Below are 26,120 nucleotides of genomic sequence, written 5' to 3'. Positions count from 1 at the left end.
TCCGCACCCGCGTACGTACGTATCTACGTCTGTGCGTACGTCTTTGCGCAGGCGCATCCGTTTCCGTACATCCGTACATCCGTACATCCGTACATCCGAACTCCGGAATGAGGATCCCCCCGCAATGATCACGGCATTGTCGGGCGATACGTCCCGCCTGCGCGCGACGGTCGACTTCGTCAAGGAACAGGGCACCGACACACTGCTTCCGCTGCTGCTTCCCGGGCTCGACGGACCGGAGTTGCGGGCCCTGGCGGAGCGCTGCGACTTCTCGCACGCGGCGCTGCTCGTCTTCCCGCCCGACGAGTCGGCGCTGGACGCCGCGCTCGCCGACTGCGGGCTTGTCGCCGACGTGCCGCCGCGGCCGAGCGTCGTCGTGCGCGAGCGTCTCGCCGTACGCCACCACCGGTCCGCGGACGCGCTGGACGTCCGTATTCTGCGGCCCGCCGTGGAGTGCCCGGACGGGGCCCGGCGGATGGTGGAGGTGTTCGCGCTGACCGTACCGCCGGGCTCGGACCTCGGCACGGTCGCCGCGCAGGAGCGGGAGCGGCAGCAAGAGGCGCATGTCGCCTTCGAGATCGAGGCGGCCGACCCGTTGGTGCTGCGCGGCCTGTGCGCGACCTTCGGACGGTACGGCGCCACCCCCGACGGCGGCGGCTACAACCCGCACGAGAACGGCACGGTCTTCTACTTCACCGCGCCCGCCGAGGCCAAGGCCGGGTACCGGCGTGTGGAGCTGTACGTCCCCGGCGACCACCGCGACGTCCTGGCCGCCCACCTCGAAGCGCACCGTACGCGGCAGCCCGCCGAGACCTTGCTGCGCCTGCTGACCGGTGCGTGGACGACGCAGGCCCTGTCCGCGTTCGCGCGGCTGGAAGTGGCCGAGGCGATGGACGCGGAGCGCGGCGTCGGCGTGGCGGAACTGGCGCGTGAGGTCGGTGTCTTGGCACCGAACCTGGCCACGCTGCTGCGCTATCTGACCATGCTCGGCGTGGTGGGCGAGGACCGCGACGGTTTCCGGCTCACGGACACCGGCGGGCTGCTGCGCGCGAACGCCGAAGGGTCGATGCGGCCGCTGGCGCTGATGTACGGCGGGCCGTTCTACGAGTCCTTCGCCGGTCTCGGGCACACCGTACGCACCGGACAGGTCGCCTTCGAACTGCGCTTCGGCGAGAACCACTTCGACCACTTCGCCCGCGATCCCGAACTCGCCGAACTCTTCGACCGGTCGATGGCCGCCGGTTCGCGGATGTTCGATCCGCTGCCCGCACACCCGGTCCTCAGTGCGGCTGCGGAAGGGGCCACCGTGGTCGACATCGCGGGTGGCGAAGGCGAGTTGCTGGGGCGAATCCTTTCCGCACACCCGCGCCTGCACGGCCTGCTGCTGGAGCGCCCGCACACCGTCGAGACCGCCCGACGCCGCCTCGAAGCGGCCGGCCTCGCGGCGCGATGCGCCTTCCATGCGGGCGACTTCGCGGACGTACCCGCCGACGGCGACGTCTATGTCCTGTCGCGCGTCCTGCACGACTGGGACGACGACCGCTGCCGGGAGATTCTGCGTTACTGCGCCCGCGCGATGTCCGACACGGCCGATCTGCTCGTCGTCGAACGTGTGCTGCCCACCGACGGCTCGGCGTCGCTGGCCACGGCCTGGGACCTGCACATGATGTGCAACGTCGGCGGCCGCGAACGGCGCGCCGACCACTACGCCCGGCTGTTCGCCGACGCGGGCCTCACCCTGGTGGGCGTGGCGCCGCTGCCTCTGGACGGGAGCGTGCTGCACGTACGGAGGACCGGGCCGGCGGACGGCCCGACCCAAGCTCTAGAGACCCGGTAGGAGAGTCCCGGTAGGAGAGACCCGGTGGCCCGGGACCGGCACGGGCGGTGTTCACTCCCCTGTGCGGGGGCGGCTGCTACCAGTAGCCGCCCCGGCGTGGGGCGTCGCACCTGACGTGGTGTCACCTTCTCGTACTGCTGGCTCCGTTGCCGCTCCCGACCGGGGCCGGGAGCGGGAAACCGCCACGCCCGCCAGGCACAGTGCCCCGCCCGCAAGCGTCAGAAGGCCCGGGACCTCGGTTAGGAGGAGCCAGGACATCAGGACCACCAGGGCGGGCACCGCGTAGGTCGTCGCGCCCATGCGGCTCGCGCTGGTACGGGCAAGGGCGTACGCCCAGGTCGTGAACGCGAGCGCGGTCGGAAAGACGCCCAGATACACCATGTTGAGCGTCGCGGACACGGGTGCGTCGGCCGCGTCGTGGACGAGCTGACCGGCGAACGGCAGGCAGAGCACAGCCCCGACCAGGCAGCCGAACGTCGTCACCTGAAGTGCGCTCGCGTGTCCCAGAGCCGGCTTCTGCGCCACGACACCTCCGGCGTACGCGACGGCGGCGACCAGGCACAGCAGGACGCCCAGGACCGAGGAACCGCCGTCACCGGACATCGACAGGCCCACAGCGACCGCGCCTGCGAACGACACCGCCATCCCCGCCACCAGCCGGGACGGCATCGCCTCCCCCAGCAGCCGCGCGGCGAGCAGCGCCATCAGGATCGGGCCGATGTTCACCACCAGCGCCGCCGTACCGGCGTCCACCTGCTGCTCGCCCCAGTTCAGCACCACCATGTAGAGGCCGAACCACAGCACGCCGGACAGCACGATCCCGCGCCAGGCCCCGCGCGGCGGCAGCCCCTCACCCCGTACGACACAGACGGCGCCGAGCACAAGGGCCCCCGCGAGCAGCCGCCCCAACGCGAGCGCCCCCGGCGCGTACGCGGCGCCCGCGCTGCGGATCGAGACGAAGGCGGAGGCCCACAGGCAGACGGTCACGACCGCAGCGCCGGCCGCGAGCAACTGCGCGCGACGGTGAGGCGATTGGGCACGAAGCGGGTTCATCATGCCGCACAGACTAGGGAGCCGCCGAAAAGAAGGCTCGCGGATTTCCGACCCGACGCCGGGCGGGACGCGTTGCGCCGGCCGGGTGCCGCACGGCGCGCCTTCCGCACGGGGCGGGTGCCGCACGGGGGCGGGTGCCGTACGGGGGCGGGTGCCGTACGGGGGCGGGTGCGTGTGTCAGTGGACGACGTCGAAGACGTTCTTCTGCAGGCCGTTGGCGTAGGCCTCGTGTTCGACCAGTTTCAGCTTCTGCGTGTCCTTGTCCGCCGCGCTGAAGAGCCGCTTGCCCGCGCCGAGCAGCAGCGGGAAGACGAGCAGGTGGTAGCGGTCGATCAGGCCGGCGTCCGAGAGGGCCTGGTTCAGGGTCGCGCTGCCGTGGACGATGATCGGGCCGCCCTCTGTCTCCTTCAGCGCGGCGACCTCGTCGAGGGAGCGCAGGATCGTCGTCTCGCCCCAGTTCGACACCAGGTCGTCCTCGCCGAGGGTGGTGGAGACGACGTACTTCGGCATCGCCTTGTAGTCGGCGAAGTCCGGCATGTCGGGCCACACCGGGCTGAAACTCTCGTAGCTGGTCCGGCCCATCAGCATGGCGGCGGCTTCCTGCTGCTCCCGGCCCTTGATCTCGAACGCCTCGGGGAGGAACTCGACCTCCTTGAAGGTCCATCCGGCGTTCCGGTAGCCGGGCTCGCCGCCCGGGGCCTCCACGACGCCGTCCAGCGAGATGAAGGCGGTGCTGATCAAGGTGCGCATTTCAGGTTCCTCCATGTCACGTGCCTGCCTGCGTGCCAGAACGATGACTCTGACTGCCGATGATGGCGGAACTCATCGGCCGCCGCCTGCCCGGGACATGCGAACGGCTCCGCCCTCGGGGGCGGAGCCGTTCGCGGAAGGTGTACCGACGCGGGGTCAGGCGTGGCGGCGGTTTCCGGTGATCACCCGGTAGAGGATGAGCAGGATGATCGAGCCGATGATGGCGGCGATCCAGGTGGAGAGGTCAAAGAAGCCGTCTATGGAGTCGACGCCGAAGATGACCTTGCCGAGCCAGCCGCCGAGGAGACCTCCCGCGATGCCGATGAGCATCGTGATGATGATGCCACCCGGGTCCTTGCCCGGCATCAGCGCCTTGGCGATGAGGCCGGCGAGCAACCCGATGATGATCCAGGCAATGATGCCCATGAACGTCTCCTACCTGGTCGTATAAAGGCTGTGTCAGAACACCGTCTGTACCGCTCCGGCGTTTTCAAACGCCGGGACACAAGACTTTTGTGCGACGGTCGGATCGCGGAGGCCACGGTTCGTCAGCGAGGCGAGTGGCCCGAGCCGCTGTCCTTGCCTGTGCCGCTGTCCCCGTCCGAGCCGCTGTCCTTGCCCGCGCCGTGCACCGTCTCGATGCCGACAAGGATGAGATCGATCCCGGCCAGGAACTGCGCTCGGTCGTCGTGCTCGCGCAGGTGCGTCCTGGCGTTGTACACGAACGGGTATCTGGCGGGGTCGAGCCGCGCCCACCGCTCTGCGACGGAGGCGAGGAACGCCGCCCGGTCCATCTTGCTGCTGGCGAGCGCGCGGGCGTTGGCGGCGTTCTGCCCGGCGACGCCGAGGATGCCCGTTCTGCTGCTGTGTCGGCGCGGGTCGCTGCCGAGTTCGAGGGGTGGGCGCCCGAGCTGACCGCCCTGATCACCGACAGCGACACCGCGCCTGTCGTACGTCCCCTCTACACGCTGCCGGTCGGGCACCGCTGGGACCGCGTTCCCGGGGTGACCCTGATCGGTGACGCCGCCCATCTCGCGCCGCCGAACGGCGAAGGCGCGAACACGGCCATGCAGGACGGCGCCGAACTCGGCCAGGCCATCGCAGCGCACCCCGACGACATCGAGGCCGCGCTGGCCGCGTACGAGCAGGCGATGTTCCGGCGCGCCGCCGCCGAAGACGGAGGCGAGGACATCTACGCCATCATGCTCGGCGACGACGCGCCCCATAGCTGGATCGCCATGATGAACGACGCCGAGGAAGCGTCGTGAGCGTCGCCGCCGCCGTCAGCGATGCGGCTGGACTCAGGGAACGAGGTGGCCCGAGGCGCGGAACAGCTCGTACCACTCGGCCCGGGTGAGGGGGAGCTCCGAGCCCTGGGCCGCGCCCGCGACGCGCTCGGGGCTGGTGGTGCCGAGCACGACCTGCATCTGCGCCGGGTGACGGGTGATCCAGGCGGTCGCGATCGCGATCGGCGGGACGTCGTACTGTCCCGCGAGCCGGTCGATGACGGCGTTCAGCTCGGGGTAGTCGGGCGAGCCGAGGAAGACGCCCGTGAAGAAGCCGGCCTGGAAGGGCGACCACGCCTGGACGGTGATGTCGTTCAGGCGGCAGTAGTCGACGATCCCGCCGCCGTCGATGGTGACCGACTGCTGCTCCGCGAGCATGTTCGCGGAGACCCCCTGAGCGATGATCGGCTGGTGGGTGATCGAGAGCTGGAGCTGGTTGGCCACGATGGGCTGACGCACGTACTTGCGCAGCAGGTCGATCTGGCGCGGGGTGTGGTTCGACACGCCGAAGGCGCGCACCTTGCCGGACGATTCGAGCTCGTCGAAGGCGCGGGCCACCTCTTCGGGCTCGACGAGCGCGTCGGGGCGGTGCAGCAGCAGGATGTCGATGTGGTCGGTCCGCAGCGCTTCGAGCGATGCCTCGGCGGACTTGACGATGTGCTCGTACGAGAAGTCGAAGTACGGCCCGTCCGTGACGATTCCGGCCTTCGTCTGGATCGTGAACTCGTCGCGCTGCGACGGGCTGAGCGCCAGCGCCTCGGCGAAGCGGCGTTCGCACTCGTGCAGCTCGCTGCCGTAGACGTCGGCGTGGTCGACGAAGTCGATGCCCGCGTCACGCGCGGTGCGTACGAGTTCGCGGATCTCGTCGTCGGTCTTGTCGGCGATACGCATCAAGCCGAGCACCACGTTCGGGGCGACGATCTTGGTGCCGGGCAGGGTGAAGGTCTTCACGGCCGTTTTCCTTTCGGATGGTCAGATGCGCTGATCCGCTGATCCGCCGATGCGCTGATCTGTCGGACAGATTCGCACACAGCACGGGCGGGGTCAGTCAGCCTGTACGTGCGACAGTGCGGCGAGTTCGTCGGCGCTGAGGGTCAGCTCGGCGGCGCGCACCGAGTCCTGGATGCTGGCGGGACGGGACGCACCGGGGATCGGGATCACGACGGGTGCGAGGGCCAGCTCCCACGCGAGCGCGATCTGCTGGGGGCTCACGCCGTGGGCGTCGGCGACGGTCTGGAACGCCGTGTGCTGCTCGCCGACCGCGGCGGCGTGGCGGATGCCGCCCAGCGGTGACCACGGCAGGAAGGCGATGCCGAGGTCGGCGCAGTGCTGGAGTTCGTCGAGGCTCGATCGGAAGGCCGGCGAGAACTGGTTCTGCACCGAGACGAGCCGACCGCCGAGTATCTCGTTGGCCTCGTCGATCTGCGCCACCGTCGCGTTCGAGATGCCGGCCTGCGCGATGACGCCCTCGTCCAGGAGGTCCCGGACGGCGCCGATCGAGTCGGCGTAGGGGACCTCGGGGTCGGGCCGGTGGAACTGGTAGAGGCCGATCGCCTCGACGCCGAGCCGCTGGGCGGATGCCTTCGCGGCCTGCTTGAGGTACTCCGGCCGGCCGTTCAGGGTCCATGAACCGTCGCCGGGACGCAGATGGCCGCCCTTCGTGGCGATCAGTACGTCGCTGGTGTCGCCGCCGTAGGAGCGCAGGGCCCGCGCGATGAGATCCTCGTTGTGGCCGACCTCACCGGCGTCGCGGTGGTAGGCGTCGGCGGTGTCGATGAGCGTGACACCGGCGTCGAGAGCCGCGTGGATGGTTGCGATGGACCTCGCCTCGTCGGGACGTCCTTCGATCGAGATCGGCATGCCGCCGAATCCGATCGGGCTGACGGTGCGAGTTCCGACAGTGCGTCGCTGCACGGGGGGCCTTTCCAGCCGGTGGTGGTGGATCTCCACCGTAAGCAGGCCCTGATCAGAAGTAAAATGACTGTCACCGATGCGATTAAGAAACAGGGTCGATCAATGGACTTGCGCCAGATGGAGTACCTCGTAGCCCTGGCTGACGAGCAGCATTTCACCCGGGCCGCGGCCGTCTGCCAGGTGTCCCAGTCCGGGCTCTCGGCCGCGATCCGCAGCCTTGAGGACGAGCTGGGCACGCCGTTGTTCACCCGGACCACCCGGCGTGTCGACCCCACGGACGCCGGTCTCGCCCTGCTCCCGTTCGCACGCGGCGCGCTCGCCCAGGCCGCCGCAGGACGGGACGCGGTCATCCGCGCGACCCACGCGCTGTCGGGGCGCCTGCGGGTGGGGGCCGAGCAGTGCCTGGGCGTGGTCGATGTGCCGCCGCTGCTCGAACGGTTCCACCGGCGGTACCCGCTCGTCGACATCCACTTCACCCAGGCCGGATCGCACGACCTGGTGGCCCAGACCCGCAGAGGCGACCTCGACGTCGCTTTCGTGGCGACGACCGAACATCTCGCGATCGCCAACAGCGTGGAACTGGGCCGGCGTTCGGTCGTCCTGCTGACCCCGTCCGACCATTCGCTCGCGGCCCGTACGAGCATCGAGTGGGCGGACCTGCGCGACCGGGAGTTCATCGACTTCCGCCCGTCGTGGGCCATGCGGTCACTCAACGACGCGGCGTGCACGGCGGCGAGCGTCACGCGGCGGGTCCGCTGCACGGTGGACGACATCCACACCTTGCTGGACCTGATTCACCGCGGCCTCGGCATCGCCCTCGTGCCCCAGCACATCGCGGCGAAGCCCCAGGCCGCGGGCCTCACGACCATCCAACTGCCCCCGGAATCAACGCCGCAGTGGGTCGTGTCGGCCATTACAGCGACGCACGCGGAGGCGTCGGCGACGCGCCTGCTGGAGATCCTGGACGCGGACCACTCGCCGGCTCAGGACGACGGGCCACTGACGACGGCGACGGGCGCCTGACTGGGCTGGGGCCGAAGTAGCCCCCGTAGCCCCCGTAGCCCCCGCTCCCCGCCCGCCTCAGGTTTCCGGTGCGGCGCGTGCTTGGACGCGCCGTGCGACGAGAGAGGCCGCTTCCTCCAGCAGGAGCCAGCCGTCGATCCGCACCGGCCGCCGCTCCCCCGGCTGCCACCCGTGGGCCAACGCCGCGTCGAGCAACGCCCGGACCGCGCCGGGTTCGTGCAGATTCAGGGAGCCGCCGTCGACGTACCCCACGTCCCCGGAACCGAAGGTGAACCCGCCCGGCACGAACCGATCGGGCCCGTCGGCGAAGACGATGTGCAACGGGCCGCCGGTGCCGCTGGGTCGGGGGACCAGGGTGAGGGTCTGGCGGCAGTGCGGGCCGCGACTGCCGTCCAGCACAAGGTGGCCGTGCCGGTTCGTCCACATGTACGTACGGCCGTCGGCGACCAGTCGACGGGCCTTCTTCGGATGGCGAGGCACGGAGCCGAGCGTACGCGGATTCCAGCTCATCCCGCCGTGCTTTTCCGGGGAGACGCAGCGCTCGAAGGCTTCGCCGGCCACGGCACCGGAGGAGCGCGGCAGTGGCGGTGCGGCGGCCCCGTTCTTACGCGACCGTGAGCACGATCTTGCCCTGGATGTGTCCTTGGGCTGCGCGTTCGTGCGCTGCTCGGGCGTCGGCGAGGGGGAATGTGCTGTCGATCGCGACGCGGACCGTACCGGCGTCCAGCAGGCTTCCCAGTTCGGCGAGTTGCGCGCCGTTCGAGCGGACCTGTGCGCCCGAGACCGTGACGCCGAGCTTCGCGGTCTCCTCGGCGTCGTACTCACCGGGGAACACCGGGAAGATGGCGCCGCCGCGCTTGAGCGTGCGCAGGAAGCGGCTGCTGTCACGACCGCCGACGGTGTCGAGCACGACGTCGATGTCGTGTACGAGGTCCTCGGGACGGTTCTTGGTGTAGTCGATGAACTGGTCGGCGCCCAGGTCGCGGAGGAACGCTTCGTGCGCGCCCGATGCCACGGCGATCCCGCGTGCGCCTTTCCATTTCGCGAGCTGCACCGCGAAGTGCCCGACGCCGCCCGCCGCGCCGTTGACGAGTACCGTCGTGTCGGCGTCGAGTGCCGTCGGGCGATGGGGTGTCTCCTGGAAGGGCGACGGGTGTTCGTGTCCGACCTGGATGAGGAACTGCCACGCCGTCAGTCCGGCCATGGGCGCGCCGGCGGCATGTACGTGGTCGATGCCGGCCGGTTTGTGTGCGAGATCCGAGGCGGGCGCGGCCACGTACTCGGCGTACCCGCTGCCGTGGAAGCTCGGGAAGCGGAGGAGACCGAAGACTTCGTCGCCGACGGCGAAGCCGTCCACGTCCGCGGCGGCCGCTTCGACGACGCCCGACACGTCCGTCCCCGGAATCACCGGCAGCCGGACCGAGGATTCCGTCTCCCCGGGCATGGTCGTCAGCCCGCCGCGCAGATACCAGTCGGGTGGATTGACGCCGACCGCGTGCACGCGAACCAGCACCTCACCCGGCCCCGGCTCGGGAATCGGCGCCTCGTCGTAACGCAGCACCTCGGGGCCTCCGTGCGCGTGCAGCCGGATCGCCCTCATCGTGTGTGTCGGCATCATTTTCTCCTGCCCGCAGCGCGGGATACGCTTATCGGATCAGTGGTCCATATATCTGGACCACTGATCCGAATATATGGACCACTGATCCGGATAGTCAAGGGGGGACAGATGCGGGCCGACGCCAGGAAGAACCGTGACCACCTGCTCGCCGTCGCGGGGGGCGTCATCACCGAGCAGGGCGCCGAGGCATCGCTGCGCGACATCGCGCGCCGGGCCGACGTGGGGCTCGCCACGCTGCTCCGGCACTTCCCGACGCGCGAGGCGCTGCTTGAGGCGCTGCTCCGTACGAGCTTCGACGAGCTGACGGCAAAGGCGGACGTCCTCGAAACATCGAGCCCGCCGGACGACGCGCTGGTGTCGTGGCTACGCGACTTCGTCGCCTGCGCACACAACTACCGAGGCGCTGTGGCATCGATGATGACCGCCATCGAGGACCCGGAGTCCGCGCTTCACGCTTCGTGCGTCACGATGCGCGCAGCCGGCACCCGACTCCTCAACCGCGCGCAAGCGGATGGCCTGGCGCGAACGGACATCGACGGCACCGACCTGTTCGCGCTGGCCGCATCGCTGGCATGGCTCAGCGACCAGCCCTCGTCCGCGCCACGCGCCGACCACCTCTTCGACGTCGTCGCGGACGCGATCCTCCCCGGGAACCTGGCTGGAACACGGTCACGACCGCTGTGAACGAAAGAGGTCTCGGATCAAGGCGATCTCGGCCCCGTGATGCAGGAGTTCTTGGTTGACCCACCAGACGATGTCGATGAACGGGTCTTCAGGGTCGCTTCCGTGCGGATAGGTGCTGTATCCGACGGTGTCGAGCGCTGCGTCGTCAACTCGGAGCAGTGCCTCACGCCATGCCGCAGCGCCGATGGAGAACGCCGAGATCGCCCCTGCCGCATCACCACTGACGGGATAGTCGTCCCTGGTCAGAGTGTGGGTACCTGCTGTGTGATCGGCGCGCAGGGTCAGCAGTTCGCTGAGGTGGCTCAGCCGCCAGGCGATGGTGGTGAAGGGCGGCGGTGACGGGTGGGGCGGAGGTGTCGCGTCACGGCCCCAGTCGCCCGAGCCAGTCAGGTGGGTCGCCCGAGGACCGGGCCCCACGGCGCGCCTCCGCACCGACCAGCACCCGGGCACCGGCTCCCAGAAATACTCCTCGTCCGTCATGGGGCCCACCTCGACGTCCGTCCCGCTACCGCTGTCCATGACGGGCCCCGCCATGCGGTCGTTGAGCCGCTCGGCGGCGAAGTCGAACTGCTCCAGCAACGGGACCAGGCGGGGCGGGATCACGAACACTCCTTCGTCGACCGGACCGTTGGACCGTAGCCGGTCACGAGCGATCGTCCGGGGGTGGCTCCGGAGGTGGCCCCGGGGCGGGATGTGGCGCCGCGGCTCGGCGCGCCGCGTGTCAGCGCTTGACGCCTATTCCACTCCAGGCCGGGACTACGCCGCTGTCCGCCAGCGCGGGGTTGCCGACCTGCACCGGTACCGTCTGGGGCCGCCAGCGGTTGGTGGGGACGAGGCCGGGCTCGACCATCTCCAGGCCTTCGAACAGTGCCTCGACCTCGGCGCGGGTAGCTCCGCGAAGCTGGTTCGTGCTGCCTTCGACGAAGGTGCCTTCCAGCTTCTTCGCGTCGCCCGCGTCTTCGAACAGGTCCCGCGCGAGATAGCTCATGACGACATGGCTGCCGGGCGCGAGTTCGTCCACCAGGGTGCGTACGAGCCGGACTCCGGCATCCGTGGGAAGCCAGTGCAGCAGGAGCAGCAGCGTCAGCCCGACCGGCCGGCTGAAGTCGATCGTGTCGCGCAGACCCTCGGAGTGCAGGATCGAGTCCGGGTCCGTCGCGTCCGCGTGCAGATAGAGGGTGCGGCCTTCGGGGGTGCTGGTGTGCAGGGCCCGGGAGTGCGCCAGCACGATGGGGTCGTTGTCCGTGTACACCACCCGCGACTCCGGCGCCCGCGACTGCACGACCTCGTGCAGATTCGGGGACGTGGGAATGCCGGTACCGATGTCGAGGAACTGCCGGACGCCCTGGTCGACCATGTAGCCCGCCGCCCGGACCATGAAGTCCCGGGAGGCGCGCGCGTCGCGACGAGCGGTCGGCAGTCCCCTCTCGATCATCGCCTCCGCGGCGTCCCTGTCGGCCGGGTAGTTCGTCTTGCCGTTGAGGAAGTAGTCGTACACCCGGGCCGGGTGCGCCTTGTCCGTGTCCAACTGGACAGGGGGCTTCGGCGGCTCGTTCATCCAGTCGGTGTCCATCAAGTTCCCTTTCCCACAACTCCCCCGCGAAGCAAGGGCATTACCTGGCGTACCTGCCAATCTAGCTGGCGGCAGGACCAGGTGAACACCTGTCACGGCGCGTCGTCCTTGCGGGCGTTGGCGCCGCCACCTGACGTTCCTGAAACCCGAGGCCGCTGTGCGCGCCCCCAACTCTCCACGGTTCGGGAGGACTTGATACGCGCGTGAGGCGCCGGTAACGTCGTTTACCGACCCGTCGCTGCGGCGCACCCGGCGCGAGGGCAGGCAGCCCCAGTTCCAGGTCGGCTCGCCGAGCGTCGCGGTGACAAGCGCGACGTTTCGCCATGGTGCGGCCACCGTGCCAGGGCGCCGCGAGGCCGTCGAACCGGTTCCCGAGGGCGGTTCCCGAGGGCGCTGTTGAAGCGCACGACCACCTCGGCACGTTACGGAGAACTCGGCTCAGTCCGGGGAAGGGCCTGCGCTTCTGGGGAGAGACCGCGAAAAAGGGGGAGAACGCGATCATGAGTACCTTCGGGGGAGAGACGGTTCAGCCGTGCCCGGAGTGCGGAGTTGAGATCCGCACCGACAGCAGGTTCACCACCTGGTGCGCCGCCTGCGACTGGAATGTGGACCCGGTGGGGCCCATGGAGCCGCCCGGAAGGCTGGACAGGGCGCGGCGCGCGTTGGCCCGGCGGCACGGAGAGAAGCTGCTGGCCGACGTGACCGTCGGCTGGACCCCGCGTGCCCGGTGGGACACCTCCACGGTCCTCGCCCATGTCGTCGCTGGAGCTGTACACGGGGTGACGGTCGTCCTGTTGGCCATCGGAATCTGGTGCTTCGTGGGCGCGTCGGGCGCCCCGGCGATGGTGCTCGGTCTTCTCTTTCTGGCCCTGGCCTGGACTCTGCGGCCCCGGCTGGTCCGGCTGCCCAAGGACGAGTTCTTGCTGCGGCGCGCCGAGGCACCGGCGTTGTACGAACTGCTCGACGAGATCGCGGGCGTGGCCGATACCCGCGGTGTGGACGTGGTGGCCGTCGACGCCAAGGTCGGCGCGAGCGTGACGACTTGCGGGGTGCGCGGTCAGCGGCTACTGACGCTGGGGCTGCCGATGTGGGAAATGCTTCCGCCGCAGCAACGGGTCGCGCTGCTCGGCCATGAACTCGGCCATTACAGCAACGGTGACACCCGGCGCGGGCTGATCGTCGCGACGGCGTACCGGTCGCTGACGACATGGCGCTACTACCTCCAGCCCATGTCGAATCCGTCCGGGCTGGAGGCGATCCTCAACCTGCTCTGCGTGGTACCCCGTCTGCTGATCCAGGGCGTGCAGACACTGCTCGACCAACTGACGGCGCACGCAGGGCAGCGCGCGGAATACCTCGCCGACTCCGTTGCCGCCCACGCCGGTTCCACCGAGGCCGCGGTGGGACTGGTGGACCATGTCCTCGTCGCCGACTCGGCCGCGATCACCCTGCGCCGCGAGATCAACAACCCCCGGGCCGGGCGGCGCGGTTCCCGGCAGGCCGAGGCGAACGCGGACGGGCTGTGGGAACGTCTCGCGGCCCATATGGAGTCGATCCCTGAGCACGAGTACGAACGTCAGCGACGCGTGGGCGCCCGGCGGGGCAACAGCGTCGATTCGTCACACCCGCCCACGCATCTGCGGCGCGAGTGCTTGCTGGCAAGCGTGCCCGTCCCGGCGCTCGTGGTCACGGGGAGCGGCCGGGAGCAGCGGATCGCGGCGGAGCTGGCCGAGGCGCGCAAGCAGGTCGCCCGACAGCTCATGCAGGACGGGTTCGACGGCTAAGGCCTGTCCGGTTCCGGGTGGGTGAGGACATGGGTGAGCACGACGGTGCGTCCGTCGGGGTCGGTGAGGACATGCCGGCCCGGCGGGCGGCCCGCGACGCCCGCAGCGGCGGATGCGGAGGCGGAGGCAGATGCCGGAGCAGGGGCGGTGAAGCCGAGCCGGAGCGAGCCAGTGGCCGGGCAGCTTGCGCTGCTCGGGTACAGCTCGAACACGGCGCCGTCGTCCAGCACGGTGGCGTAGTGCTCAGGACCGGCACCGTGCTGCTCCTTCGTGAACGACAGCCCGAGACCGGCGTAGAAGGCGTGGCACGCCTCAAGCTGGTCGGTGTAGATGACGAGCAGGTCGATGTGCATACGGCTCCTGGTGATCGGTGCCGACGGGTCGGCCCGTCGCTGGCGCCGTCACTGTATGTGGCTGAGCGCTCCATCCGGCGATACCCGCCGCATGAAGCGCTCACGCGGAACCGGAGCCCCTGGGGTCAGTCCTGATCTTGGGTGTACTGAGCCGCGTACCAACTGGAGTCGATGGCGGGGTTGCACAGGGTCCCCCAGAATCGATCGTCAGGTATCGGTGGCAGTGGCGGATTGCCCAGGTCCGCGTGCAGATCCGCACGCCAGTCGACCGTGAGGCGGCTCCGGATCCCCGCGCTCTCGTACACGGACCTGTAGGGGGACCCCCAGATCCCGTGTGCCATCTTCTCCGCGGCCCACCTGCGAGTGACGTCCCGGTGGGTGTTCGCCTGCACAAGCACTGCGCGTAGTCGCAGGGCCAGCGGGTGGGTCTGGTCGGGCCGTGATGGGGCTTCACCCCGCTCCCACGCGTCCAGGGCCGACGTGACCTCGGGATACTTGTTCAGGCCCGTTTCGACTGCCAGTCTGCGCAGTTGCTTCCGCGCGGCCTCGGCCACCCGCTCACGTGGCAAGACAGCGAGCAGTGCGCCGAGTTCCTCAAATCCGTCCAGGTAGCTCACGTGGAGGAGGTCGGTGGGACCGCAGGAAAGGTCCAGCTCCGGTAGCTGCTCATCCGGTGCGGGAAGGGGATCGTCGGCACTGCCCCACTCCGGGCGGGCGGACATGGCCGACTCCCAGAACAGCCGACCGTTGAACGTCACGGCGCCACCGTCCTGCCCGTGCTCCAGCCGGCCGGCCAGCTCTGCCAGATACCCGCCCAGCGAGTCGGCCTGCCCGAAACTCGTGCCGGTCTCGTCGAAGAACCGTCCGATCGCACCGAAAGAGTCCCGCCCAGTCCGACAATCGATCGTGAGACCGTCCAACGTCACCCCGTAGGAACCGAACTTCACGTAGCCGTGATGCCAATAGCGCTCGGCCTCCTCCTCGTCGAGGTCGTGGGCGACGCCGCGCATGAACCCGGTGTCCCCGAGGATCCCACGCACTCCGAGCAGCCGGTCGTCCGTGCTGAACCGGAAAGCCTCCGCCCCGTCCACCGCCCCGTTGTGCCGGAGCAGTGAAGCGACCAGATCCGGAGGAAAGGTGACACCCAGTTCCTCTTGCGCTGCCGCGATCTCCTCTTTCCCCGCGGGCGGCTGAAGCGTGGCGAAAGTGCGAGGCGCGTGCTCGCGCAGCCACGCGTCGATGCGGTTCCATGAGTCCTGGACCAGGTCTGCTGTCATAGTGCTGAGCCTAGAGTCAGACACTGACAGCGTGATCGTCGCTCACCGGCCTGGCCCGCCGCTCACTCGCCAAGTGAAGCGCCGAATCACCCTGTACGGTTCACGCCCGCTCGCCCGCTCGCCCGCTCGCCCGGCGCGGGTCAGAGGTCGATCTCGATCTCCTCCACGTCGGTGAACTCCACCGTCAAGTCCTGGGCGCGGCGCCCGTTGTCGCGGAAGTAGTGCTCGCCCAGGCCCTGTGCGGCGATGTCGAGGAGTTGCTGCTCGGTGGCGCCGGTGTCGCGGGCGTCGAAGAGCTGCTGCGCCCAATGCGGGGACAGCGCCTGGGTGATGTGCCGGACGCGCGCGTCGTCACTGCTGCCGGGAGCGGCCGTGAAGCCGAAGCGGGCGCGGGTGTAGACGACGATGCCGTCCGTGGAGGCGGCCTTCTTCTTCGCCCTGGCCCGGATCTGCGGCTGCCAGCGTGTACGTACCTCACGCTCCAGCCGCCCCGCGAGGTCCCTGCGCGGACGCTTGAGCTTGCCCGCCACGTACCGCTCCACGGTCCGCTGCGACACCCCCAGCGCCTCGGCGGTGGCCCTGGTGCCCTTGAGCTGTCTGACGAGGTACTTCATCTGCGCCTGCGCGGACTTCGGGATGGGACGGGTGAACGCCCCTTCCACCGCGCGGTCGAGGCTGTCCCCGAGCCGGTCGGCCATCGTCTACTCCCCGTCGTCGGCGGACGTGCCGCCGTCCTTGATGATGCGGGCGATGTTGACGGCGTCCCCGTACTTCTCGTATTGCTCCTCGGCCCACAGAGTCGTCTGGGTACCCTCGTGCTTGACCATCCCGGGCGACACCCCGAGCCGGAACGTGCCGGGCGCCGGTCTGCCGTCCGCAGTGCGCGGCAGGAAGTCCAGCGGACTCGGGCCGTCGGACGGGTAGATGACGCAGTCCGTGCCGATCGCGACCGGGTAAATACCGGCGGCTGCCGCGACCTTGACCATCTTGCGGTGCATGTTGACCCGGGTCGTCGACAGGACCGCTGCCCGGATGTCCGGGCGCCAGGTCGCCCGTTCCAGCGCGGGCCACGGCTCGAACAGCGGTGTCGTACGCGGCCGTTCCCGGAGTTTGCCGATGCCGCCCTTCGCCGTCGCCTTGATCGCCTTGAGGACGAGCGCCATCTCCGGGTCGGTCTGCTTGTGCTGCGCCATCGCCGCCAGGAACGCCCGCTCCTCCATGCCGGACACCACACCGAGGTCGGCCATCGTCTCCATGTAGGCGTCGCGCAGCCGGGTGTACCAGGCGTCCAGGTAGGCGCCGCGCTCGTGGCGTACGTACGCCTCGATCGGCCGTACCTGGAAGCCGAGTTCCACCGCGTACGCGACTGTCGGCGTCGCGTACCAGGCCGGGCCCTCGGGCCGTACGCCCTTCGCCGTGAACGGGCTGGGCAGCCGGTCGTCCAGGGTGATGTGGGAGAGGTCGACCAGCCAGGACCCCGGCAGCTTCGCGTCGAACTCGGGTCCTGTGAGGTGGGTCGGGCCGCCGAGGCCGACGGTGAGCCGGTTCGCCGCGGCGGCGAAGGCCATGTTGACATCGATGCCGACGACGAACTGCTTCTCGCACTCCGCGTCCGTCAGCGGCCGGGACCAGTCGTAGGACTCCTCCATCAGCATCTCGGCGGGCGTCCGCTGATGGTGCCGCGCGAACTTGCCCTTCAACACCGGGTGCCCGTCGGGGACTTCACACTCCACCGGCTCGTACACGGCTGTCAGCGCGCCGGGGGCGGGGGCGCCGTGCCACTCCCCCGTGCTGTCGTCCTTCACCGCCATCGTCGGCGGGTGCAGGGCGACCATCAACTCCAGGCCCGTGACGGCGGTGGTGCCGCGCGGTGTCATCACGCGGGTCGCGTACGTGCCGAGGAACCGGGCCAGGTCCGCCGCGTCCATCGTGGGCAGCAGCGGCTCGTCCTTGTTGTCCCACTCGCGGACGTCGAGCGCGTTCCAGGCCGGGATGCAGAGCTGTACGCAGTTGCGCCGCGACCCGTCCGCCGGACGGAAGATCCGCGCCCACGGGCCGAACCCGCGCTGGGTGAGCTGCCATTCGGCGCGCTCCAACTGCTTCAGCACCTTGTGCCCGGCCGGGAGCCGGCCCGCGCGCCGCTCCTCGTCCGACAGCGCGTCCGGCAGCCCGAACCGCTCCAGCGCGGACCGGGTGAGCACCAGGATCGGGTCGGCGTCCTTGCCGTTGCGGTGCAGCCGCGGCTGCCCGAGGCGCGCCTCCTTGAGCGTCCATTCCACCAGTGCCGGGACGGACTTGGCGGGCACGTCGAGGACCAGCCCGCCGACGCAGTACGCCGACACCTGGCCGTCCGCGCAGTCGACGACCGCGAGCGGGCCGTTCTCGAAGCGCGGGTCGACCGCGGCGGGGGCGGCGGTCTTCTTCGCCGCGGGCTTCTTCGTAGCCGTAGGCGTACGTCGCGACGGCGGCACCCCGGGCGCGGGGCGCGCCTGCGCAACTGGCTCCACGGGGGGCCGCACCGGTTCGGGTTCCGGGGCGGGCTCGGGGGCCGGCTCGGGCACCACCGGCTCCGGCGCTGTCGGCGCCTCGGCGACCGGCGCGGGGAACCGTACGGCAAGCCCCTCCAGGAGCCGGGCGTACGCGGCTCGCTTCGGCGGGCGCGGCTCGGTCCGCCCCGCCTCCCAGTTTCCCACCGCCTCCCGGCGCGCGTCGAGCGCAGCGGCGATCTGAGCCTGGCTCAGCCCCGCCGCCTCACGCAGCCGCTTGCGCTCGGCGGGGTCCGGCAGATCGTCCTGCGCGACTCGCTCCAACAGGGCGTCGACGGCACTGAACAGCTCGTCCTCAGTGGACAATGGGGACACCTCCGAGAGGCACCCTACTCTCGATCACTCAGGCAACCGCGCACCAAGACACGCACGAACCGCTCAGATCGCGCAGAATGACCCTGCTCACCCTGGCGACGGTCACGCACCTCTCCCCCAGCTTCCAAGCCCCCACATCGGTCAAGCCAGGCCGCCCCGCGTGACCTGGTCGGCCCTCCGGTCTCCGAGCGGTGTCAGTGGTGGGCGGCAGACTATGCGCATGGATGCTTCTCACGACACCGATCGCGGTGAACGTGCTGGGCCGGTGTGGGTCCGGTCGATGGGCGGCCCCTTGCTCGTCGTTCCGGAGTCCTCGGTGAACGCCTGGGGTGGATGCACCGAGGACGGTTCCGTCCTCGGTGCTGCCGATGGCCATGATGACTACGACCGCGCCTGCGAGGTGGAGGACTGGGTCGGTGCGATCGCCGTGGGGGCGGGCGACGTCACTGCGCTTGTCCTGGCCGATGAACCGGCAAAGACGTGCTTCCTGCCGGAGAAGCTGCTGTTCGTGCGGTGGCTGGCTGCGGACTCCGAGGCCGAGTTGTTCACGGCGGCCGAGGTGGTCCTGGCCGATCCGGACACCGCTTGGGAGGACGGCGGATTGTGGGTCACCGATGGCCCGGCGGTATTGATGGATTCGGCCGAAGCGGGCGCCGATCTGGGAGTGGACTACCCGGGCGGTGGCCAGCCGGACCAGGCTCCGGTGCAGCTCCCGGCAGGCCGGTGGAGGGTGCGTGCGGTCCAAAAGAGCGGCGAGTTCACATGGGTCGGTTTGGTGCAGCTCGTCGCCGAGGACGGTCGCTCCTGACGCTCGGCGCCCCTGCTCAAACTTCGGTGGCAATCGGTCGACATTCGATGGCACAGGCCACCCGCTAGTGGTGCCAGGCCTCGCCGCCGACATTGTGGATCATCCGCTGCAACACCTTGAGCGTGACCAGGTACTCCTCGTCCGTGATGCCGTCGTGGGTCTGCTCCCGCATGGCCACCTGGCGCTCCGCGCACTTCCGGTAGAGCGCGTCGCCCTCGGGGGTGAGCTGAAGGCGGTTCTCCGTGTCGGTGACGAGCAGGTTCCGGTCGAGGAGTGTGTCCGTCTCCGGCCCTAGTGTGGCTCCCACGTCCAGGTAGCCCTTCAGGACCGCCGCCACTTCCTCGCGGGTCCTGCCGTTCTCGCCGGTGGCCACCTGGTTGAGGATCCACCACTGGGGCTGGGTGACGTCGAAGTCCGCCAGTCCGGCGCGGATGTTGGTGACGACCGCATTGTGCGCCGCCCAACCCCAGTACCCGATGGGCTGCTTGACGAGGTCCGTGTCGTTGTGCGAGTACTCCATCGTGCTGCTCCCACCGTCGAGGTCTGGCTGGTGGGTACGAACGTAGAACTTGAACCGCGGTTGAGGTCAAGCGTCCGTGTGGCCGCTCAGCCGCGCGCCAGGTCCTGCAAGCCGACCACGCGGAGCAGTTCGAGCCGGTCGTAGGACTCGCTGCCGGGGCGGGCCGAGTGGACGACCAGGCGCTGGTCGTGTTCCGGACTGAGCAGTGTTTCGCAGTCCAGCTCCAGCGGGCCGACGACCGGGTGCAGGAAGCGCTTCGTGGCGGCGCGGCGTACGGCCACGTGGTGGGCGTCCCACAGCGCGGCGAACTCCTCGCTCCTGGCGCGCAGGTCGCGGACGAGCTTCGCGAGCCGTACGTCGTCCGGGCGCCGGGCGAGGCTGGCCCGCAGGTCCGCCACCGCCGTACGGGAGGCGTTGGCGTGCTCCTCGACGGGGAACAGCTCGCGCGCCGACGGGTCGGTGAAGTAGCGCCACGCGATGTTGCGCTCCGCAGGCGGACGGGCGGACGCGTCGCCGACGAGGGCTTTGGCCATGGCGTTCTGCGCGAGGATGTCGCTGCGGTCGTTGATCACCTGGGCGGGTGTGTCGATCAGCCGGTCCAGTACGAGGAGCAGGCCGGGGCGGACGTGTTCGGTGATCGACCGGTCGCGCGCGGGCTCCTCGCCGGCCAGATGGAACAGATGGTCGCGCTCGTCGACGGTCAGCCGCAGCGCGCGGGCGACGGCGGCGAGCATCTGGCGGGACGGGTGTGAGCCTCTGGCCTGTTCCATCCGGGTGTAGTGGTCGGTGGACATGCCGGCGAGCTGTGCCACCTCTTCGCGCCGCAGACCCGGGGTACGCCGTCGTGCGCCCGCCGGCAGGCCCACGGCGGCGGGGGTGAGGCGGGCCCGGGAGTGGCGGAGGAAGTCGGCCAGCTCGTTTCTGTCCACGCCACCATCATGAACCCGGGCGCCGGGCTCAGCCAGGGACGGCCGGTCCCCGGACCGGGACGTCTCTCCCGCCGCCGGGCGACCGGCCGCAGTCTGGGAGCCGAGCCCCCAAGACCGGCGAGCGTCGGCGCTGACCCGGCGGGATGATCACCCCGGAGCGCCGTCCAGGACCCGGATCACCCCAGCAGGAAAGGTGTGACTCACATGCAGTACCGCACGCTCGGCCGGACCGGGATCAAGGTCAGTCCCTACGCGCTCGGCACCCTGATGTTCGCCACCGCCATCGGCAACCCCGATCCGGACGACTCGGCCCGCATCATCCACAAGGCCCTGGACGCGGGTATCAACTTCATCGACACCGCCGACGCGTACGGCGACTCGGAGGAGGTGGTGGGCAAGGCGCTCAAGGGGCGTCGTGACCATGTCGTCCTCACCACCAAGGTGAGCCGCCCGATGGGCGACGACCCCAACCAGCAAGGCGCCTCGCGCCGTTGGATCGTGCGGGCGGTCGAGAACTCGCTGCGCCGTCTGCAGACCGACCATCTCGACCTGTACCAGATCCACCGCCCGGACCCCGCCACCGACGTCGAGGAAACGCTCTCCGCGCTGACGGACCTGATCCGCAGTGGCAAGGTCCGTGCGATCGGAGCGTCCGGGATGCCGGCGTCCGACATGGTGGAGGCGCAGTGGGTCGCCGAGCGGCGCGGTCTGGAGCGGTTCCGCACCGAGCAGCCGCCGTACTCGCTGCTGAACCGCGCCGCCGAACGCGAGGTGCTGCCCGTCGCGCAGCGCTACGGGATGGGCACGCTCGTGTGGGGGCCCTTCGCGCAAGGGCTGCTCACCGGCCGCGTCCGCAAGGGGCAGCAGAACGATCTGCGCCGCGCCGCCTTCTTCAAGCACCTCACGGACACCGGTCGCCTCGATGTGGTCGAACAGCTCATCCCGCTCGCGCGCGAGGCCGGAATGCCGATGACGCACCTCGCGATGGCCTTCACGATCGCCCATCCGGGCGTCACCAGCGCGATCATCGGGCCGCGCACGATGGACCACCTGGACGACCTTCTCGGCGGCTTCGATGTGGCGCTCACCGACGACATCCTCGACCGGATCGACGAGATCGTCCCGCCGGGCACCGACGTCGGGACACTTGACCAGGCGTACCTGCCGCCCGCCGTCCAGCACCCGGGCCTGCGCCGCCGCCCCCTGGCCGAACGCAGCTCGGCGTGACCGCGCCGCATCCCCTGGGCGCCCGCAGCTTCGTCTGACCGCGCCCCGTCCCCCGGGCGCACGCGGCAGGCGTCAGGCCGCCGCCCGCTCCCCCACCGGTCGGCGCCGCAGCGACGCCTGCGTCAGCGGGCGCGGCTGCCACGCGCCGTCGGCGCGGTACAGGTCCGTACCCGGCGGGACGATCCCGTCGATCCGGTCCAGGGCCGTGTCGTCCAGGGTCAGTTCCGCGCCGGCGAGCAGGGAGGTGAGCTGGTCCATCGTGCGCGGGCCGGTGATGACCGAGGTGACGGCGGGGTGCGCGGTGACGAAAGCCAGCGCGAGTTGGGGCAGGGTGCAACCCAAGTCGTCGGCGAGCGCGATCAGTTCCTCGACCGCTTCGTACTTGGCCGCGTTGCCCGGCAGCTTCGGGTCGAAGCGGGCGGGGGCGATGGCGGGCCGGCCGGCGGTGAGATCGACCTGCCCGCCCTTGCGGTACCGGCCGGACAGGAAACCGAAAGCGAGCGGTGAGAAGGTCAGCACACCCATGCCGGTGCGCTGCGCGACAGGCAGTACGGAGGCCTCGACGCCCCGGGCGAGCAGCGAGTACGGCGGCTGCTCGGTACGGAAGCGGTGCAGACCGCGGCGTTCGGCGACGTGGTGGGACTCGACGATCTCCTCGGCCGGGAAGGCCGAGCAGCCGAAAGCCCGGATCTTGCCCTGCCGTACGAGGTCGGTCAGGACGGCCAGCGTCTCCTCGATGTCCGTACGGTGGTCGGGGCGGTGGACCTGGTACAGATCGATATGGTCGGTCTGCAGGCGGCGCAGCGAGTTCTCGACTTCCTTGACGATCCAACGGCGTGAGTTGCCGCCCTTGTTGGGGCCTTCGCCCATCGGGAAGTGCACCTTGGTGGCGAGGACGACGTCCTCGCGGCGGCCACGGAGTGCCTTGCCGACGATCTCCTCGGACTCGCCTTCGGAGTACATGTCGGCGGTGTCGACGAAGTTGACACCGCTGTCGAGCGCGGCGTGCACGATCCGTACGCAGTCGTCGTGGTCGGGGTTGCCGACGGCGCCGAACATCATGGCGCCGAGGCAGTACGCGCTGACTTCGATACCGGTGCCGCCGAGGACGCGGTAACGCATGGTGGAGCTCCTTGGTCGTTGGGTTCACGGCGGACTCTAGGAGCTGAAGTCGGCTCTAGATCAAGTCTCTTATGCTGGTTCGTATGACCGAATTGAGCATCGGCGAGGTGGCCCGGCGTACGGGGCTGAGCGTGCACGCACTGCGTTTCTACGAGCGCGAGGGCATCCTCACCACGCCCGTGCGCCGGAATTCCGGCGGCCGCCGGCTGTACGGGGAGGAGCATGTCGACTGGCTCACGCTGTGCACCTTCCTGCGGGCGTCCGGCATGCCGCTGCCCGAGATCCGGCGCTACACGGAACTGGTCAGGGAGGGCAGGGGCAACGAGGCGGAGCGGCTGGAGCTGATGCGCCGTCACCAGGAGCTGCTGGGGCGGCAGATCGCGCGGCTCGGCGAGTGCATGGACCTGATCAGCCACAAGGTGGGGGTGTACGAGGACATCCTGGCCGCCGCGGATCCCGGGTACGAGTGCGTAGGTCCCGGGCCGGTGCAGGATTGACGACCGCCGGGGGCGATCGGGGCGCTGGTCCGCCGCTGCGCGACGCACTTGGCGCCTGGGGCGGACGGCGCATCGTCGCCGGACTACGCGCGCGGTCGGCTCGCTCGCCTTCGTCCGGGCAGCGGCGTGAGGGAGTAGGGGGCGCCCCACCTGATGTCCTTGGGCTCGGCGCGTTGTCGCGCTGCGACGGCCTTGCGCGTCAGCAGGAGCCGGTCGCCGTCCGCACCTCGGCGAGTGCTTGGCGTACGAGATCCCCGAAGTCGTCGCCGTCCGTCGTCTCGCTCCAGCGCTCGTAGGCGATCTTCATGGCGAGCCCGCCCAACTCCGCGGCCACATAGGCGGTCAGCTCGGGGGCGCCGCGCTGTTTGAGCGCGTCCGTCATCGATCCGGTGAGGCCGAGGCCCTTCAGCGCCTCGCGTTCCCGCAGTTCCGGGTTGGCTTCGATCACTGCCCTTCTGCGGGCGGTGAATTCGCGGCGGGCCGGGGGAAACGCCTCCTTCCCTGTCGCGTACAGACCATGAGCCACCGCTTCGAGCGGGGTGGCGGCCGACGGCGCATCGGCGATCCCCTTGGCGAGCAGCGCGGTCAGCGTGGCCCCGCCGAAGAGCACTTCGCGCTTGTCCTGGAAATGCCGGAAGAAGGTGCTCTTCGTCAGCCCGGCGCGCTCCGCGATCTCGATCACCGTCGTGCGCTCGTAGCCCCGCTCCTCGAACAGTTCGACGGCGGCGAGGACGAGTCGCTCGGATGCGTTGGGCTGCCAGCGGGCCATACGGAAAGTCTACGGCACTTGGTCCCGTCACTGATGTATGGTGATGGGACCAAGTCCCATCACCATGTCTGTCCGCCCCTGCTGGAGGTAGTCCCATGAGCCGAGCCGTCGTTTATCAGACATTCGGAGGCCCCGAGGTACTGGAGCTGCGAGACGTTCCGGAGCCGCACGCGGGTCCGGGCGAGGTGCGTGTGCGGGTGACGGTCGCCGGACTGAACCCGATGGACGGGGCCATCGCCGCCAATCCCGAGCTGGCGTCGATGTTCGGCGTCAGCGTGCCGAGCGGCTTCGGGTTCGACTTCGCCGGTGTCGTGGACGAGGCAGGAGCCGGCGTCGAGGGATTCGCCGTGGGTGATCGGGTCTTCGGAGGCGCGATGGCGAAGGCCGCCGCCGACTTCCTGGTGCTGAACGTGCCGACTGCGCAGCCCGACGAGCTGTTCCACACGCCGGACGGCATCAGCGACGAGGTGGCGGCCACCGTGCCGGTCGCAGGCTTGACCGCGGCCGCCGCTCTGGACGCGATCGGTCTGCGATCCGGCGACACCGTCCTGATCGGTGGCGCGGCCGGTGGCGTGGGGGTGTTCGCCGTACAGCTCGCGAAGCTCGCCGGCGCCAGGGTGATCGGCAGCGCGTCGGAGAGCACGTTCGACTTCCTGCGGCAGTTGGGCGCCGAGCCCGTGGCGTACGGTCCTGGCCTGGCGGACCGGGTACGGGCGATGGCCCCCGACGGCGTGAGCGCAGCGACGGACCTCTTCGGTACGGAAACGGCCGAGACGGCGCTGGCGCTCGGCGTACCGCCGGAGCGGATCTCCACGATCGCCGCGGGCCCGAACCCGCCCGGCGGTGCACGCGCGACCGGAGGCAGCGAAGCGGGACCGACCGCCCTGGGCCGCATCACCGACGCGCTCGCCGCCGGGAAGATCACGGTGCCGGTCGCCGCGGTCTACCCGCTTGAGGAGATCCGCGACGCCGTGGCCCAGCAGTCCGGACGCCACGTCCACGGCAAGATCCTGGTCACGACGTGACGACGCCTCCGGGCGGCGGCGTGCGGAGGTGACGTCGATTTCACCGTCCAAAGCGTCCTGGGCGTTCCGCTGGGCTTCAGAGGTAGTAGGTGCTGCTCTTCTTTGCGAGCGCCCACACGTAGTACCACTTGTTGTCGCGGACGGCCTGGGGGCTGGTGTCGGCGGCTGCCTGGATCACTCCCCAGGCCCCGCCGGCGCCGGCGGCTCCCAGGACGGTGAGTGCCGCCTCGAAGGCGGGTCCGTACACCGCGACGAGCGTGGCGCCGACCGTGCCGACCGTTGCTCCGGTGACAGCGACCGACCTCTTCCTGCGTGCCGCCGTCATCTGGGCCTGAACACCCCAGATCTCACTTTCGATCTGGTGCCCGATCCTGATCATCTCGCGCTCCGCCTGATCCGCGTTCAGCGCTTCGTCCAGGCTGACGAAGGCCTCGCGCAGAAAGAGGCGGAACTGGACGTGGGAGGAGAACTCCTGAACGGTGACCTCGCTGAAATCCCGAAGCTTCATACCGTCAAGGAACGGGAGGTCGATCTGCAGGATGGGGCGTACGACTTTACTGATGGTCGGCGACGTGTTGAACTCGGCAACGACCTTGCCGCTGCGCACCACGAAGTTCGGCAGCGAAAGTTCCCTTTCAGCGCCACGGGGAGATTCCCAGCCCATGACGCTCACGCTACTGCTTTCTCGCGCGCTGATAATGGGCAGATACCACAGCAGGCCGGCCTTGAGGAGTTCCTCGGTCTGCGTGATCCAGGTGCCCAGGCGGCTCATGTCGGGGCAGCGCATACGGGTGGTGTGGCTCTGGGAGAGCCAGGTCGTGGGCATGGGGCCTCCCGCGTCCCTGACCGCATCAGGGCGGCCGTGACGTGAGCTTCCCTCGCTGAGCGTGGTCCAGTCGCCCCTGTCGCTGTGGGACAGCAGCAGGGTGTCCGCGATCAGGACGCCTCGCTTGGTCAGATGCTCCAAATCGCCGTCCGGAGCGACGAACCCGATATGAAACTTCTGCATCGGAAGCCGCTCAAGCGGACTCAATCCGTACGCCCCCGCGTACGCGTCGGTGTAAAGTCCGTACGCCCTCGACATGAGCTGCGGATCAGCACGCTCGGCGGAGGTGACTCTCCGTTCGAAGAAGGAACGCATGAATTCCGCGACGCGTGGGTCCTGTGCCCGCTTCTTGCGTCTGAACATACCGTATTCGCATTCCCGTTC

General features: G+C 69.7%; 27 protein-coding genes and 1 pseudogene. 9 read left to right on the top strand and 19 right to left on the bottom strand.

Going from position 1 to position 26,120, the window contains the following annotated elements; genetic code table 11:
- The first annotated feature begins 124 nt into the window (after positions 1-124).
- Entirely contained in the window at positions 125-1,837 is a 1,713-nt protein-coding gene (locus ACZ63I_RS20385; RefSeq protein WP_469340382.1) for a methyltransferase, read from the top strand.
- A gap of 51 nt (positions 1,838-1,888) precedes the next feature.
- Here ACZ63I_RS20385 and ACZ63I_RS20380 read toward each other — a convergent pair whose 3' ends face one another.
- The 4 genes from ACZ63I_RS20380 to ACZ63I_RS20365 form a co-directional block, all read right to left on the bottom strand.
- Complete coding sequence (locus tag ACZ63I_RS20380; RefSeq protein WP_469340523.1) at positions 1,889-2,890, bottom strand: DMT family transporter; 1,002 nt, start codon at positions 2,888-2,890, stop codon at positions 1,889-1,891.
- A gap of 177 nt (positions 2,891-3,067) precedes the next feature.
- Positions 3,068-3,640, bottom strand: coding sequence for a dihydrofolate reductase family protein (locus tag ACZ63I_RS20375; RefSeq protein ID WP_469340381.1), 573 nt, complete (start codon positions 3,638-3,640; stop codon positions 3,068-3,070).
- A gap of 156 nt (positions 3,641-3,796) precedes the next feature.
- Positions 3,797-4,066, bottom strand: coding sequence for a GlsB/YeaQ/YmgE family stress response membrane protein (locus tag ACZ63I_RS20370; RefSeq protein WP_328584685.1), 270 nt, complete (start codon positions 4,064-4,066; stop codon positions 3,797-3,799).
- 122 nt (positions 4,067-4,188) lie between these two features.
- The gene (locus ACZ63I_RS20365) at positions 4,189-4,434 is read right to left on the bottom strand and encodes a hypothetical protein (protein WP_469340534.1); all 246 of its coding nucleotides are present in this window, start codon (positions 4,432-4,434) and stop codon (positions 4,189-4,191) included.
- 60 nt (positions 4,435-4,494) lie between these two features.
- On the opposite strand from ACZ63I_RS20365, the pseudogene ACZ63I_RS20360 reads away from it, so the two are divergent.
- A pseudogene (locus ACZ63I_RS20360) lies at positions 4,495-4,908 on the top strand (FAD-dependent oxidoreductase); the annotation flags it as partial.
- Between the two features lie 33 nt (positions 4,909-4,941).
- Here ACZ63I_RS20360 and ACZ63I_RS20355 read toward each other — a convergent pair.
- Positions 4,942-5,877: an aldo/keto reductase gene (locus ACZ63I_RS20355; protein ID WP_469340380.1), complete on the bottom strand. Its 936-nt coding sequence runs from the start codon at positions 5,875-5,877 to the stop codon at positions 4,942-4,944.
- Positions 5,878-5,970: 93 nt separating this feature from the next.
- Positions 5,971-6,840, bottom strand: a complete 870-nt coding sequence (locus ACZ63I_RS20350; protein ID WP_469340379.1) for an aldo/keto reductase — start codon at positions 6,838-6,840, stop codon at positions 5,971-5,973.
- A 102-nt stretch (positions 6,841-6,942) separates the two neighbouring features.
- On the opposite strand from ACZ63I_RS20350, the gene ACZ63I_RS20345 reads away from it, so the two are divergent.
- Positions 6,943-7,863, top strand: coding sequence for a LysR family transcriptional regulator (locus ACZ63I_RS20345; RefSeq protein WP_469340378.1), 921 nt, complete (start codon positions 6,943-6,945; stop codon positions 7,861-7,863).
- Positions 7,864-7,920: 57 nt separating this feature from the next.
- Here the strand turns inward: ACZ63I_RS20345 and ACZ63I_RS20340 are convergent, their stop codons facing one another.
- Positions 7,921-8,343, bottom strand: coding sequence for a hypothetical protein (locus ACZ63I_RS20340; RefSeq protein ID WP_469340377.1), 423 nt, complete (start codon positions 8,341-8,343; stop codon positions 7,921-7,923).
- Between the two features lie 124 nt (positions 8,344-8,467).
- On the bottom strand, positions 8,468-9,478 hold the full coding sequence (locus ACZ63I_RS20335; RefSeq protein ID WP_469340376.1) for an NADP-dependent oxidoreductase: 1,011 nt from the start codon (positions 9,476-9,478) through the stop codon (positions 8,468-8,470).
- Between the two features lie 111 nt (positions 9,479-9,589).
- Here ACZ63I_RS20335 and ACZ63I_RS20330 point away from each other — a divergent pair, with 111 nt between their 5' ends.
- Positions 9,590-10,165 (top strand): TetR/AcrR family transcriptional regulator, encoded by a 576-nt coding sequence (locus tag ACZ63I_RS20330; protein ID WP_469340375.1) that lies wholly within the window; start codon positions 9,590-9,592, stop codon positions 10,163-10,165.
- Here the strand turns inward: ACZ63I_RS20330 and ACZ63I_RS20325 are convergent.
- Positions 10,151-10,768 carry a DinB family protein gene (locus ACZ63I_RS20325; protein WP_469340374.1) on the bottom strand — a complete coding sequence of 206 codons (618 nt, stop codon included), beginning with the start codon at positions 10,766-10,768 and terminating at the stop codon, positions 10,151-10,153. The genes ACZ63I_RS20330 and ACZ63I_RS20325 overlap by 15 nt on opposite strands.
- 118 nt (positions 10,769-10,886) lie before the next feature.
- Complete coding sequence (locus tag ACZ63I_RS20320; RefSeq protein ID WP_469340373.1) at positions 10,887-11,738, bottom strand: SAM-dependent methyltransferase; 852 nt, start codon at positions 11,736-11,738, stop codon at positions 10,887-10,889.
- A 500-nt stretch (positions 11,739-12,238) separates the two neighbouring features.
- Here ACZ63I_RS20320 and ACZ63I_RS20315 point away from each other — a divergent pair, with 500 nt between their 5' ends.
- Complete coding sequence (locus tag ACZ63I_RS20315; RefSeq protein WP_469340372.1) at positions 12,239-13,522, top strand: M48 family metallopeptidase; 1,284 nt, start codon at positions 12,239-12,241, stop codon at positions 13,520-13,522.
- Here the strand turns inward: ACZ63I_RS20315 and ACZ63I_RS20310 are convergent.
- The 4 genes from ACZ63I_RS20310 to tap form a co-directional block, all read right to left on the bottom strand.
- Entirely contained in the window at positions 13,519-13,875 is a 357-nt protein-coding gene (locus ACZ63I_RS20310; protein ID WP_469340371.1) for a VOC family protein, read from the bottom strand. The genes ACZ63I_RS20315 and ACZ63I_RS20310 overlap by 4 nt on opposite strands.
- 125 nt (positions 13,876-14,000) lie before the next feature.
- Positions 14,001-15,152, bottom strand: coding sequence for an SMI1/KNR4 family protein (locus ACZ63I_RS20305; protein WP_469340370.1), 1,152 nt, complete (start codon positions 15,150-15,152; stop codon positions 14,001-14,003).
- Between the two features lie 140 nt (positions 15,153-15,292).
- The gene (gene tpg / locus ACZ63I_RS20300) at positions 15,293-15,850 is read right to left on the bottom strand and encodes a telomere-protecting terminal protein Tpg (RefSeq protein ID WP_469340369.1); all 558 of its coding nucleotides are present in this window, start codon (positions 15,848-15,850) and stop codon (positions 15,293-15,295) included.
- A gap of 3 nt (positions 15,851-15,853) precedes the next feature.
- Positions 15,854-18,004 carry a telomere-associated protein Tap gene (gene tap / locus ACZ63I_RS20295; RefSeq protein WP_469340368.1) on the bottom strand — a complete coding sequence of 717 codons (2,151 nt, stop codon included), beginning with the start codon at positions 18,002-18,004 and terminating at the stop codon, positions 15,854-15,856.
- A 229-nt stretch (positions 18,005-18,233) separates the two neighbouring features.
- Between tap and ACZ63I_RS20290 the strand changes: the two genes are divergently transcribed.
- Positions 18,234-18,821 (top strand): Imm21 family immunity protein, encoded by a 588-nt coding sequence (locus ACZ63I_RS20290; protein WP_469340367.1) that lies wholly within the window; start codon positions 18,234-18,236, stop codon positions 18,819-18,821.
- A gap of 64 nt (positions 18,822-18,885) precedes the next feature.
- Here ACZ63I_RS20290 and ACZ63I_RS20285 read toward each other — a convergent pair whose 3' ends face one another.
- Positions 18,886-19,341 (bottom strand): MarR family winged helix-turn-helix transcriptional regulator, encoded by a 456-nt coding sequence (locus ACZ63I_RS20285; RefSeq protein ID WP_469340366.1) that lies wholly within the window; start codon positions 19,339-19,341, stop codon positions 18,886-18,888.
- An 86-nt stretch (positions 19,342-19,427) separates the two neighbouring features.
- Positions 19,428-20,270 (bottom strand): helix-turn-helix transcriptional regulator, encoded by an 843-nt coding sequence (locus ACZ63I_RS20280; RefSeq protein WP_469340365.1) that lies wholly within the window; start codon positions 20,268-20,270, stop codon positions 19,428-19,430.
- Positions 20,271-20,474: 204 nt separating this feature from the next.
- Here ACZ63I_RS20280 and ACZ63I_RS20275 point away from each other — a divergent pair, with 204 nt between their 5' ends.
- Positions 20,475-21,497, top strand: a complete 1,023-nt coding sequence (locus ACZ63I_RS20275) for an aldo/keto reductase (RefSeq protein WP_469340364.1) — start codon at positions 20,475-20,477, stop codon at positions 21,495-21,497.
- Positions 21,498-21,569: 72 nt separating this feature from the next.
- Here the strand turns inward: ACZ63I_RS20275 and ACZ63I_RS20270 are convergent, their stop codons facing one another.
- Positions 21,570-22,619, bottom strand: a complete 1,050-nt coding sequence (locus tag ACZ63I_RS20270; protein WP_469340363.1) for an aldo/keto reductase — start codon at positions 22,617-22,619, stop codon at positions 21,570-21,572.
- 83 nt (positions 22,620-22,702) lie between these two features.
- On the opposite strand from ACZ63I_RS20270, the gene ACZ63I_RS20265 reads away from it, so the two are divergent.
- Entirely contained in the window at positions 22,703-23,116 is a 414-nt protein-coding gene (locus ACZ63I_RS20265) for a MerR family transcriptional regulator (protein WP_469340362.1), read from the top strand.
- A gap of 199 nt (positions 23,117-23,315) precedes the next feature.
- On the opposite strand, the gene ACZ63I_RS20260 is transcribed toward ACZ63I_RS20265, so the two are convergent.
- Positions 23,316-23,885, bottom strand: coding sequence for a TetR/AcrR family transcriptional regulator (locus tag ACZ63I_RS20260; RefSeq protein WP_469340361.1), 570 nt, complete (start codon positions 23,883-23,885; stop codon positions 23,316-23,318).
- A 95-nt stretch (positions 23,886-23,980) separates the two neighbouring features.
- Here ACZ63I_RS20260 and ACZ63I_RS20255 point away from each other — a divergent pair, with 95 nt between their 5' ends.
- On the top strand, positions 23,981-24,910 hold the full coding sequence (locus ACZ63I_RS20255) for an NADP-dependent oxidoreductase (RefSeq protein WP_469340360.1): 930 nt from the start codon (positions 23,981-23,983) through the stop codon (positions 24,908-24,910).
- 76 nt (positions 24,911-24,986) lie between these two features.
- On the opposite strand, the gene ACZ63I_RS20250 is transcribed toward ACZ63I_RS20255, so the two are convergent.
- On the bottom strand, positions 24,987-26,099 hold the full coding sequence (locus ACZ63I_RS20250; RefSeq protein WP_469340359.1) for a hypothetical protein: 1,113 nt from the start codon (positions 26,097-26,099) through the stop codon (positions 24,987-24,989).
- Between the last annotated feature and the right edge of the window lie 21 nt (positions 26,100-26,120).

Source organism: Streptomyces sp. NPDC087906, from assembly GCF_055584925.1.
Note: the sequence above shows the minus strand (reverse complement) of the source record. Positions and strands in the feature narration are given on the sequence as shown.

What these genes read in the sequence shown, in the direction of transcription:
- ACZ63I_RS20370 (WP_328584685.1), bottom strand. Translation starts at nt 4,066, where the DNA reads ATGGGCATCATTGCCTGGATCATCATCGGGTTGCTCGCCGGCCTCATC.
- ACZ63I_RS20315 (WP_469340372.1), top strand. Translation starts at nt 12,239, where the DNA reads ATGAGTACCTTCGGGGGAGAGACGGTTCAGCCGTGCCCGGAGTGCGGA.
- ACZ63I_RS20335 (WP_469340376.1), bottom strand. Translation starts at nt 9,478, where the DNA reads ATGCCGACACACACGATGAGGGCGATCCGGCTGCACGCGCACGGAGGC.
- ACZ63I_RS20260 (WP_469340361.1), bottom strand. Translation starts at nt 23,885, where the DNA reads ATGGCCCGCTGGCAGCCCAACGCATCCGAGCGACTCGTCCTCGCCGCC.
- tpg (WP_469340369.1), bottom strand. Translation starts at nt 15,850, where the DNA reads ATGGCCGACCGGCTCGGGGACAGCCTCGACCGCGCGGTGGAAGGGGCG.
- ACZ63I_RS20285 (WP_469340366.1), bottom strand. Translation starts at nt 19,341, where the DNA reads ATGGAGTACTCGCACAACGACACGGACCTCGTCAAGCAGCCCATCGGG.
- ACZ63I_RS20380 (WP_469340523.1), bottom strand. Translation starts at nt 2,890, where the DNA reads ATGAACCCGCTTCGTGCCCAATCGCCTCACCGTCGCGCGCAGTTGCTC.
- ACZ63I_RS20255 (WP_469340360.1), top strand. Translation starts at nt 23,981, where the DNA reads ATGAGCCGAGCCGTCGTTTATCAGACATTCGGAGGCCCCGAGGTACTG.
- ACZ63I_RS20250 (WP_469340359.1), bottom strand. Translation starts at nt 26,099, where the DNA reads ATGTTCAGACGCAAGAAGCGGGCACAGGACCCACGCGTCGCGGAATTC.
- ACZ63I_RS20385 (WP_469340382.1), top strand. Translation starts at nt 125, where the DNA reads ATGATCACGGCATTGTCGGGCGATACGTCCCGCCTGCGCGCGACGGTC.
- ACZ63I_RS20310 (WP_469340371.1), bottom strand. Translation starts at nt 13,875, where the DNA reads ATGCACATCGACCTGCTCGTCATCTACACCGACCAGCTTGAGGCGTGC.
- ACZ63I_RS20345 (WP_469340378.1), top strand. Translation starts at nt 6,943, where the DNA reads ATGGACTTGCGCCAGATGGAGTACCTCGTAGCCCTGGCTGACGAGCAG.
- ACZ63I_RS20320 (WP_469340373.1), bottom strand. Translation starts at nt 11,738, where the DNA reads ATGGACACCGACTGGATGAACGAGCCGCCGAAGCCCCCTGTCCAGTTG.
- ACZ63I_RS20375 (WP_469340381.1), bottom strand. Translation starts at nt 3,640, where the DNA reads ATGCGCACCTTGATCAGCACCGCCTTCATCTCGCTGGACGGCGTCGTG.
- ACZ63I_RS20290 (WP_469340367.1), top strand. Translation starts at nt 18,234, where the DNA reads ATGGATGCTTCTCACGACACCGATCGCGGTGAACGTGCTGGGCCGGTG.
- ACZ63I_RS20265 (WP_469340362.1), top strand. Translation starts at nt 22,703, where the DNA reads ATGACCGAATTGAGCATCGGCGAGGTGGCCCGGCGTACGGGGCTGAGC.
- ACZ63I_RS20270 (WP_469340363.1), bottom strand. Translation starts at nt 22,619, where the DNA reads ATGCGTTACCGCGTCCTCGGCGGCACCGGTATCGAAGTCAGCGCGTAC.
- ACZ63I_RS20330 (WP_469340375.1), top strand. Translation starts at nt 9,590, where the DNA reads ATGCGGGCCGACGCCAGGAAGAACCGTGACCACCTGCTCGCCGTCGCG.
- ACZ63I_RS20305 (WP_469340370.1), bottom strand. Translation starts at nt 15,152, where the DNA reads ATGACAGCAGACCTGGTCCAGGACTCATGGAACCGCATCGACGCGTGG.
- ACZ63I_RS20275 (WP_469340364.1), top strand. Translation starts at nt 20,475, where the DNA reads ATGCAGTACCGCACGCTCGGCCGGACCGGGATCAAGGTCAGTCCCTAC.
- ACZ63I_RS20365 (WP_469340534.1), bottom strand. Translation starts at nt 4,434, where the DNA reads ATGGACCGGGCGGCGTTCCTCGCCTCCGTCGCAGAGCGGTGGGCGCGG.